The sequence below is a fragment of the Inquilinus sp. genome (assembly GCF_057815775.1).
Map to the genome: position 1 here is coordinate 1 of NZ_JBYRFX010000153.1, position 8264 is coordinate 8264.

Genomic DNA, 8264 nt, shown 5'->3' on the forward strand with positions numbered 1-8264 from the left:
GGATCGGATTTTGACGCCGATCTACTCGATGGAGAAAATATATATTTTATTAATATACAAAAACTTGGTTCGGATAAACTCTTGACTAGAACCGGGGATAATCGCAAATATTCTATTTGGAGCACGCTTTCGAATACCGCGGTCACTATTCCAGGGAAATTTTACGTCGTCATTGATGAAGCTCATCGTGGAATGGCGACGGCACCTCTTGCCGCAGAAGCTCGGACACTAATGCAGCGATTTTTATTGGGTCACGCTGAAAGCGGCTTAGTCAAAATGCCACTTGTTGTCGGCGTTTCGGCTACTCCGCGACGTTTTATGGAGTTGTTGGAGCATGCTCCACATACAGTGCACAGAGTTGTGATACCAACTGAAGCGGTGCGTTTATCTGGGCTCCTAAAGGATCGAATTTTAATTCATTATCCCGAAGGCCGGACAAACGCGGAGATGTCATTACTCGGGGAGGCTGCGGTGCGCTGGGCGTCCCTCTCTGCAAGCTGGGCCGCATACTGTGAGGCGGAAGAAGAAGCGCCTGTACGACCCATTCTAGTTGTTCAAATTGAGAATGGGACCGCGAACCAGCTAACTAGGACGAGCCTAGCGGACGCCATCGGGGCAATTGAAGGCGCTATTGGTCGGACGCTAAAAGGGGGGGAACTCGCCCATGCGCTTCACGAAATTGGTGACATAGAGATCGGCGCCCGAGTTATCCGGCGTATCGATGCATCTAGAATTGAGGACGACCAGTCTATTGGGATTGTCTTCTTTAAGACTAGTTTGTCGACGGGATGGGATTGTCCGCGAGCTGAGGTAATGATGTCTTTTCGCCGAGCAGAGGATCACACTTATATCGCTCAGCTTCTCGGCCGTATGGTGCGAACACCACTTGCTCGTCGCGTCCAAAAAGATGCTGAACTTAATGACGTGCATTTGTTCCTTCCGTATTTTGATGCTGGCGCTGTTCATTCAGTCGTTTCCGACTTGACCGACATCGAGAATGTACCCCCAGCTGAGACGGGGTCTAGCCGAGATCTCGTAATACTTCAGCGTAAAGCTGGGCTGGAGCACGTGTTCGCTGCATTGGATGAGCTTGTCACTTACCGGGTAAACGCAGTCAGGTCACAGAGTAATCTAAAGAGGCTCACAGCCATCGCACGAGGTCTCACGATGGATGGTATCGACGCGGGCGCCTGGGATAATGCCAAGTATCAGATTGTCAACTGGGTCAATGAGGAGGTCATAAGACTTAGTGCTGCCGGTACTTTGGCGCCTGATATCCTGCGGATTACCACCATTAATATGTCCACATTGGCCGTGGACTATATCGGCATGGGTGGCAAAGTCGCGGAGGAGTCGATTGTTTATAGGGTTCCCGTGGCGGCGATAGATATTGATCATTTCTTCGAAACAGCTGGGCGAATCTTAAGCAATGGCTTGCATATGGCTTATTGGCAAATGCATGCGGATCGGGTGGCTGAAGATATAAAAGCAGAAGTGGTAGTAGTAAGTCGCGATCATTACGCAATGTCTTCTATTGAGTCTAAAGCGGGAGTTGCCTTTGATGCTCTTTTTGATGAGCACAAGGCTGCGATTATGAAACTTCGAGAGCAGCGTCGAAGTCATTATGAGCATCTTAGGGTTGCGACAGCCAAACCTAGTGAGATTCAGTTACGGCTTCCTGATACTATTGACTTTCGCCGCTCTGCTGAAGCCTCTTCATATGACCGTCATATATTCGTGGAGGAGGATGGAAAGTTCCGGGCTGAATTAGGCACTTGGGAAAGCGAAATTTTAGCTATCGAACTCGCCAAGGACGATGTGGTCGGCTGGTTTAGGAACGTGGATCGGAAAGCTTGGTCTCTTGAGATCCCTTACACAAGCGGCGGGCAGCCTCGCTCCATGTATCCGGACCTGTTGATAATACGTCAGACCGTCAAGGGGTTTGCGGTAGATGTTCTCGAGCCTCACGATCCAAGTCTCGGTGATAATTGCGAAAAAGCTACAGGATTGGCTCATTTTGCAGAAAAGCATGGTCATCTATTCGGGCGTATCCAAATGATCCGTAAGATACCATCTCCTGCGGGCGATGAGAGGTACGTGCGGTTGGAGATTAATTCATCTGCTGTTCAGAAACGCTTAAAGCTTTTAACCACAAATCCACAACTAGATGACTTGTTTGCGTCCGTTGGGGTTCTCTAAATCGAGAGCTTGAGAGACGGGGAAGCGAATTTTGCCGAAAATTTATAGAAGGTACGGGCAATAGTTACTGATGCGCTGTAGCCACGCACCATCTACAGGCCTCCCGCCACCGGCGGGAGGCCCAAGCCCCACAAAAACCCCTAACCGATCACCCGCCCTGGCCCCACGGCCCGTGGTGCTGGCCCTCCGCGTCGATGCGGCCGAAGCCGTGGGCGCCGAAGAAGTCGCGCTGGCCCTGGATCAGGTCGGCGGTCGAGCGGGGCTGGCGCAGCGCCAGCCAGCGCGAGGTCGCGGCCGAGAGGGCCGGCACCGCATGGCCGTGGCGGAACGCCTCGGCCACCACCTGCGGCAGCGTGTCGGCCGCGCCCTCGAACAGCGGCGTCAGCTTAGGCGCCAGCACCAGCGTCTCCAGCTCCGGCGCCGCGTCATAGGCCGAGGCGATGCGGTCGAGCAGGGTCGAGCGGATGATGCAGCCGGCGCGCCAGATCCGCGCGATCTCCGCCATCGGCAGGGTCCAGCCATGCTCGCGTGAGGCCGCCGCCATGATGGCGAAGCCCTCGGTGTAGGCCAGGATCTTGCCGGCCAGCAGCGCCTGTTCCAGGAGCGCGATCGCCGCCTCCCGGTCCTGGCCGAGCTTGAGCGGCTGGGCCGCGCCGGGGAAGCGCTCCGACAAGGTCTTGCGCAGCTTGCGCTCTGCCGAGACGCCGCGCGCCTCCACCGCCGCGGTGATGGAGGAGGCGGGGGCGCCGAGCGTCAGCGCCTCGATCGCCGACCAGCGGCCGGTGCCCTTCTGGCCGGCGCTGTCGACGATGACGTCGACCAGCGGCTGGCCGGTCTTGGCATCCACCGTCTTCAGCACCGTGGCGGTGATGTCGACGAGGTAGGAGGACAGCGGGCCGCCGGCCCAGCGCGCGAACACGTCGCCGATCTCGGCCGGGGTCAGGCCCAGGCCGCGGCGCAGCAGGCCGTAGATCTCCGCGATCATCTGCATGTCGGCATATTCGATGCCGTTGTGCACGGTCTTGACGAAATGCCCGGCGCCGTCGGTGCCCAGCAGGGCGCAGCACGGCGTGTCCTGGAACTTGGCGGCGATCGCCTCGAAGATCGGCTTCACCCGGGCGTAGACCTCGGGCTTGCCGCCGACCATGATCGAGGGGCCGTGGCGCGCCCCTTCCTCACCACCGGACACGCCGACGCCGAGATAGGCCAGCCCGGCCTCGGCCAGCGCGTGCTCGCGCCGCACCGTGTCGTGGAAATTGGCGTTGCCGGCGTCGATCAGCACGTCGCCCTTGTCCATCAGCGGCTGCAGCCGGGCGGCGGTCTCGTCCACCGCGTCGCCGGCCTGCACCATCAGCAGCAGCGCGCGCGGCTTTTTCACCGCGGCCACCAGCTCTTCCGGCGTGCGGCAGGCCACCAGGTTCTTCGCCAGCGGGCCGGCCAGCGCGATGGCCTCGTCGATGCGCTCGACGCTGCGGTTGTACAGCGCGACCCGGAAGCCCTTTTCCGCCATGTTGAAGGCGAGGTTCCGGCCCATCACGCCCAAACCGACGACTGCGATATCCGCGTCGCTCATATCCATGCCTCTCTCGTGTCCCTAACGATTGGACGGGCGATGATCGGCCGGCCAATGATCGGACGATATCGATAGTAAACCGACGGTACCTTGTCCAGGCCGGGGGCAGGGGTGAGGCCCTTTGGAGGCCTATCGGAGCCCGTTTGAGAATGCGCTGGTGTGAGTCGGCTGGTGGTGGCTTCGAGAACCGGCGCGCAGCGGACATGGTCGTCCGTGAGCACCGGAAGCAGAGAAGCCGCCATCAGACGGCCGCACCAGTAGCATTCGCGGGCGGGCTCCTTAAAACGTCTCGGTCCAGGGGCGCAGTTCGAGCTCCCAGGTCCAGGTGCTGCGCGGCTGGCGCAGGATGTCGACATAGCTCTGGGCGATCGCGTCGGGGTCCAGCGCGCCGTCCGGCTTGTTCGGCGGGTCCTCGCGCCCGGCCTCGCGGATCTGGCCGTCGATGACGAAATGGGCGACATGGATGCCCTGGGGCCCCAGCTCGCGCGCCATGCTCTGGGCCAGGCCGCGCAGGGCGAACTTGCCCATGGCGAAGGGGGCGGAGCGGGCATAGCCCTTGACGCTGGCCGAGGCGCCGGTGAACAGGATGGCGCCGCGGCCCTGCGGCAGCATCCGCTTCGCCGCCTGCTGGCCGACCAGGAAGCCGCCGAACGCCGTCACCGCCAGCACCCGCTCGACCCCGGCCGGGTCGAAATCGGTCAGCGGGCCGCGCAGCCGGCCGCTGGCGTTGTAGACCACCACGTCGGGGTTGCTGCCGAAATGCGCCTGCACCGCATCGAACAGCCCGGCCACCGAGGCGGCGTCGGCGGCATCGACGGTGAACGCCTTGGCGCCGGTTTCCTCGACCAGCGGCTTCAGCTTGTCGGTGTCGCGCGCGGCCAGGGCGACGCGCAGGCCCTGCTTGGTCAGCAGCCGGGCCAGCGAGGCGCTGAGGCCGCTGCCGACGCCGACGATCAGGGCGGTCTTGTAGATCGGACGGGTCATGGGTTCCTCGGAAGCCAGCCTGGAGTGGCCGCGCGGTCAGGGCCGGCGGCGGTGTTTCCCGAGTCCTAGCATCCCGACGGCGCCAGACCGAGTCCGGATCGTCTTGTCAGAGATCGGAGCGGAGCGCGCCATAGGCGCCGCGCCAGTACAGCAGCGGGTCATGCGCCTCGACCCCGTGCAGCGCCCGCACCCGGCCGATCAGGATGGCGTGGGAGTGGCGGTCGATCCGCTCCTCCAGCTCGCAGTCGAAGGCGATCAGCGCATCGGCCAGGATCGGCGCGCCGGTGGCCAGGTCCAGCCAGTCGGCCCCGGCGAAGCGCTCCGCCCCCTTCTCGCCGTTGCGGCCGGCGAAGCGGTCGGCGATCGCGGCCTGCGACGCCGCCAGCACGTTGACGCCGAAATGGCCGTGCCGGACCAGCAGCGGCCAGGCCGAGGCCGAGCGGTTGACGCACAGCAGCAGGGTCGGCGGGTCGACCGACAGCGACACCATCGAGGTGGCGGTCAGGCCGCTGCGCTCGGCACCACGGCCGACGGTGACGATGCTGACCGCCCCGGCCAGGTGGCGCATGGCGCCGCGGAAGGCGTCCGATCCGACCGCGGGGGTGGAGGCCGCCGTGGCGGGCGGCGGCTCGATGCTGGCGCTGGCCAGGGTGGCAAGGGTCTCGAAGCTGCTCATTGCGCGGCCGTGGTGTTGGTGCCGAAGCTGCGGTCGAACGCGGCGGAGACGTCGAGCGCGGCAGGCAGCACGTGGTGGCGGGTGAACAGGTCGGCCTCGCCCTGGGTCTCGGCGATGACCGCGTCGTCGATCGCGATCGGCGTCTCCTGCTTGGTCCGCAGCGAGCGCAGGGCAATGTCCTCGGGGATATGGGTCAGGGCGGAGATCTGGGTGGCGATCGGCTCGGGGTGCTGCAGCGCCCACAGCTTCGCCCGCTCGACCCGGCGGTGGAAGTCCAGCACCGCGTCGCGCTTGCCGGCGATGGCATCGTCATGCGCCAGCTCGAAGGTCTTGGCAGGATAGACCCCGGCGGCGTCGGCCACCACCCGGGCGCCGTCGCCGACCACGGCCAGCGAGACATAGGGCTCCCAGATCACCCAGGCATCGACCGAACCGGCTGAAAAGGCCGATTTCGCGTCGGTCGGGCCGAGGAACACCAGCGTCACATCATCGGGCGTCAGCCCGGCATGTTCCAGCAACCCCAGCGCCTCGAAATGGCCGTTGCCGCCGCGGTTGACGGCGATGCGCTTGCCCTTGAGGTCGGTGAAGCTCTGGGCCGGCGACTCTTTCGGCACCAGCACGGCGTTGGCGCCCGGCTGCGACCGGGTGGCGCCGATCACCTTGACCGGCGCGCCGGCGGCATAGGCGAAGAGATAGGGGATGTCGCCGGTGAAGCCGACATCCAGCGCGCCGGCGTTCAGCGCCTCCAGGAGAGGCGCCGCGGCCGGGAATTGCGACCACTCGATCCGGTAGGGCACGTCGTCCAGCGCGTGTGCTGCCTCCAGCAGCGAGCGGACGCCTGCGACCTGGTCGCCGACCCGCAGCACCGTCTCGGCCCGCGCCGCGGGCAGGACGGCGACGGCCAAAGCGAGGCCGAGGAAAAAGCGCCTCATCATTTCTTCGCCAGCTCCGCCAGCACCGGGGCGTTGAACGACCGGTCCAGGATGTCGCCGGCGTTCAGCTGGGTCTGGATCAGCCCGGCGCGGAAATACAGGTCGATGGTGTGCTGTTCGCCATCCACCACGGCGTCGTCGATCACGGCCGGGTGGATGTCGCGGCGGGCGAAATACTGCAGCGCCACGTTCTCCGGCAGGCCGACCAGCTTGCTCCAGCTCGCGGCATAGGCGGGGTAGTTGGTGGTGCCCCAATTCCGGGCCTTGGCCAGCCGGCCGACGAAATCCTGCAGCGCCTCGCGCTTGGCGTCGATCGCGTCGTCACGGGCGACGAAGAAGCTCAGGCCCGGCGTGATGCCGTTGCCGTCGATGACGCGGCGAGCGCCCTCCAGCAGCTCCAGCTGCGAGGTGTAGGGCTCCCAGGTCGACCAGGCGTCGATGGCGCCGCTGGACAGGGCCGCCTTGGCCTCGGCCGGCAGCAGGAACACGATGTTGACGGCGTCCGGCTTCAGCCCGGCATGCTCCAGCGCCGCCAGGATCAGCTGGTGGCCGATCGAGCCGCGGCCGGTGCCGATGCTCTTGCCCACCAGATCCTGCAGGCTCTTCACCGGCGAATCCCCCGGCACGACGATGGCCAGGCCATCCTGCTTCGACCGGATCGCGGCGATCGCCTTGACCGGCACCCCGGCCGCGGCGGCGAAGGTGAAGGGGGCATCGCCGACGCTGCCGGCATCGATCGCGTCGGCGTTCAGCGCCTCCAGCAGCGGCGCCGCCGCCGGAAACTCGCTCCACTCGATCCTGTAGGGCAGGTCGGCCAGGGCGCCCGCCGCCTCCAGCACCGCCCGGGCATCGCCCTTCTGGTCGCCGATCCGCAGCACGGTCTCGGCCTGGGCCGCGCCGGTCATCGCGAGGGCGACCGCGAGGCCGGCCAGGATGCGCTTCATCAACTCTCTCCAGACAACAGGAAGGCGGTGCCGCCCCGGCTCACTCCGCCGCGTTGGCGCTGGCCTGCACCCGCTCGGCGACCAGCTTGCGGGTCAGCGGGATCAGCTCGCGGCCATAGTCGATCGCGTCTTCCAGCGGGTCGAAACCGCGGATCAGGAAGGTGGTGACGCCGAGGTCGTAATAGTCCAGCAGCGCGTCGGCCACCTGCTCCGGCGTGCCGACCAGGGCGGTCGAATTGCCCTTGGCGCCGGTCAGCGCGGCGATGCCGGTCCACAGCCGCTTGTCCAGCCGGGGGCCCTGGGCGGCGGCGGCCAGCAGGCGCTGCGACCCGGAATTGGCCGGCTCGTTGGTGCGCTTGTAGCCGGTCTTGTCCTGCACGGCGCGCGCCTGCTCCAGGATCGCGTCGGCGCGGGCCCAGGCCTTCTCCTCGGTGTCGGCCAGGATCGGCCGCAGCGACAGGCTGAAGCGCAGCTGCCGGCCGTTCTTGGCGGCGGCGGAGCGCACCCGGCCGGTCAGCTCGCGCACCTGGGCGTGGGTCTCGCCCCACAGCGCATAGATGTCGGCATGCTTGCCGGCCACCGCGATCGCCGCATCCGAGGCACCGCCGAAATAGATCGGGATGTGTGGGCCGCGCACCGATTTGACGGCGGAAAAGCCGCGCTCGAACCGGTAATTCGCGCCCTGGTGGTCGAACGGCGCGTCACTGGTCCAGATCTTGCGCAGGATCTCGAGATACTCGTCGGTGCGGGCGTAGCGCTCATCCTTGGTCAGGAAGTCGCCATCCTGGCGCAGCTCGGCATCGTCACCGCCGGTGATGATGTGCACCGCGACGCGGCCGCCGGTCAGCTGGTCCAGCGTCGCGAACTGCCGGGCCGCCAGGGTCGGGGCGGTGAAGCCCGGCCGGTGGGCGATCATCAGCCCCAGCCGCTCGGTCACCGAGGCGGCATGGCCGGCG

General features: G+C 65.0%; 7 protein-coding genes. 1 reads left to right on the top strand and 6 read right to left on the bottom strand.

Features of this window, described 5'->3' with window-relative positions; genetic code table 11:
• Positions 1-2199 (top strand): DEAD/DEAH box helicase (locus AC3XYG_RS05540; RefSeq protein ID WP_489138816.1); only part of this gene is annotated, 2199 nt, incomplete at its 5' end.
• A gap of 148 nt (positions 2200-2347) precedes the next feature.
• Here the strand turns inward: AC3XYG_RS05540 and gnd are convergent.
• The 6 genes from gnd to AC3XYG_RS05570 all read right to left on the bottom strand — a co-directional run.
• Positions 2348-3778 carry an NADP-dependent phosphogluconate dehydrogenase gene (gene gnd, locus AC3XYG_RS05545; protein WP_489138817.1) on the bottom strand — a complete coding sequence of 477 codons (1431 nt, stop codon included), beginning with the start codon at positions 3776-3778 and terminating at the stop codon, positions 2348-2350.
• A gap of 273 nt (positions 3779-4051) precedes the next feature.
• Positions 4052-4756 (bottom strand): SDR family NAD(P)-dependent oxidoreductase, encoded by a 705-nt coding sequence (locus AC3XYG_RS05550; RefSeq protein WP_489138818.1) that lies wholly within the window; start codon positions 4754-4756, stop codon positions 4052-4054.
• 106 nt (positions 4757-4862) lie between these two features.
• Positions 4863-5432, bottom strand: coding sequence for a flavin reductase family protein (locus AC3XYG_RS05555; RefSeq protein ID WP_489138819.1), 570 nt, complete (start codon positions 5430-5432; stop codon positions 4863-4865).
• A complete protein-coding gene (locus AC3XYG_RS05560; RefSeq protein WP_489138820.1) occupies positions 5429-6367 on the bottom strand; it encodes an ABC transporter substrate-binding protein in 939 nt (312 codons plus the stop codon). Before AC3XYG_RS05560 ends, AC3XYG_RS05555 begins: the two co-directional genes overlap by 4 nt.
• The gene (locus AC3XYG_RS05565; protein WP_489138821.1) at positions 6364-7308 is read right to left on the bottom strand and encodes an ABC transporter substrate-binding protein; all 945 of its coding nucleotides are present in this window, start codon (positions 7306-7308) and stop codon (positions 6364-6366) included. The genes AC3XYG_RS05560 and AC3XYG_RS05565 overlap by 4 nt, the downstream gene beginning before the upstream one ends.
• Positions 7309-7348: 40 nt before the next feature.
• The coding region (locus tag AC3XYG_RS05570) for an LLM class flavin-dependent oxidoreductase (protein ID WP_489138822.1) at positions 7349-8264 on the bottom strand (916 nt) is incomplete at its 5' end.

Coding starts and splice junctions, on each gene's coding strand:
- gnd (WP_489138817.1), bottom strand. CDS start 3,778: ATGGATATGAGCGACGCGGATATCGCAGTCGTCGGTTTGGGCGTGATG.
- AC3XYG_RS05550 (WP_489138818.1), bottom strand. CDS start 4,756: ATGACCCGTCCGATCTACAAGACCGCCCTGATCGTCGGCGTCGGCAGC.
- AC3XYG_RS05555 (WP_489138819.1), bottom strand. CDS start 5,432: ATGAGCAGCTTCGAGACCCTTGCCACCCTGGCCAGCGCCAGCATCGAG.
- AC3XYG_RS05560 (WP_489138820.1), bottom strand. CDS start 6,367: ATGATGAGGCGCTTTTTCCTCGGCCTCGCTTTGGCCGTCGCCGTCCTG.
- AC3XYG_RS05565 (WP_489138821.1), bottom strand. CDS start 7,308: ATGAAGCGCATCCTGGCCGGCCTCGCGGTCGCCCTCGCGATGACCGGC.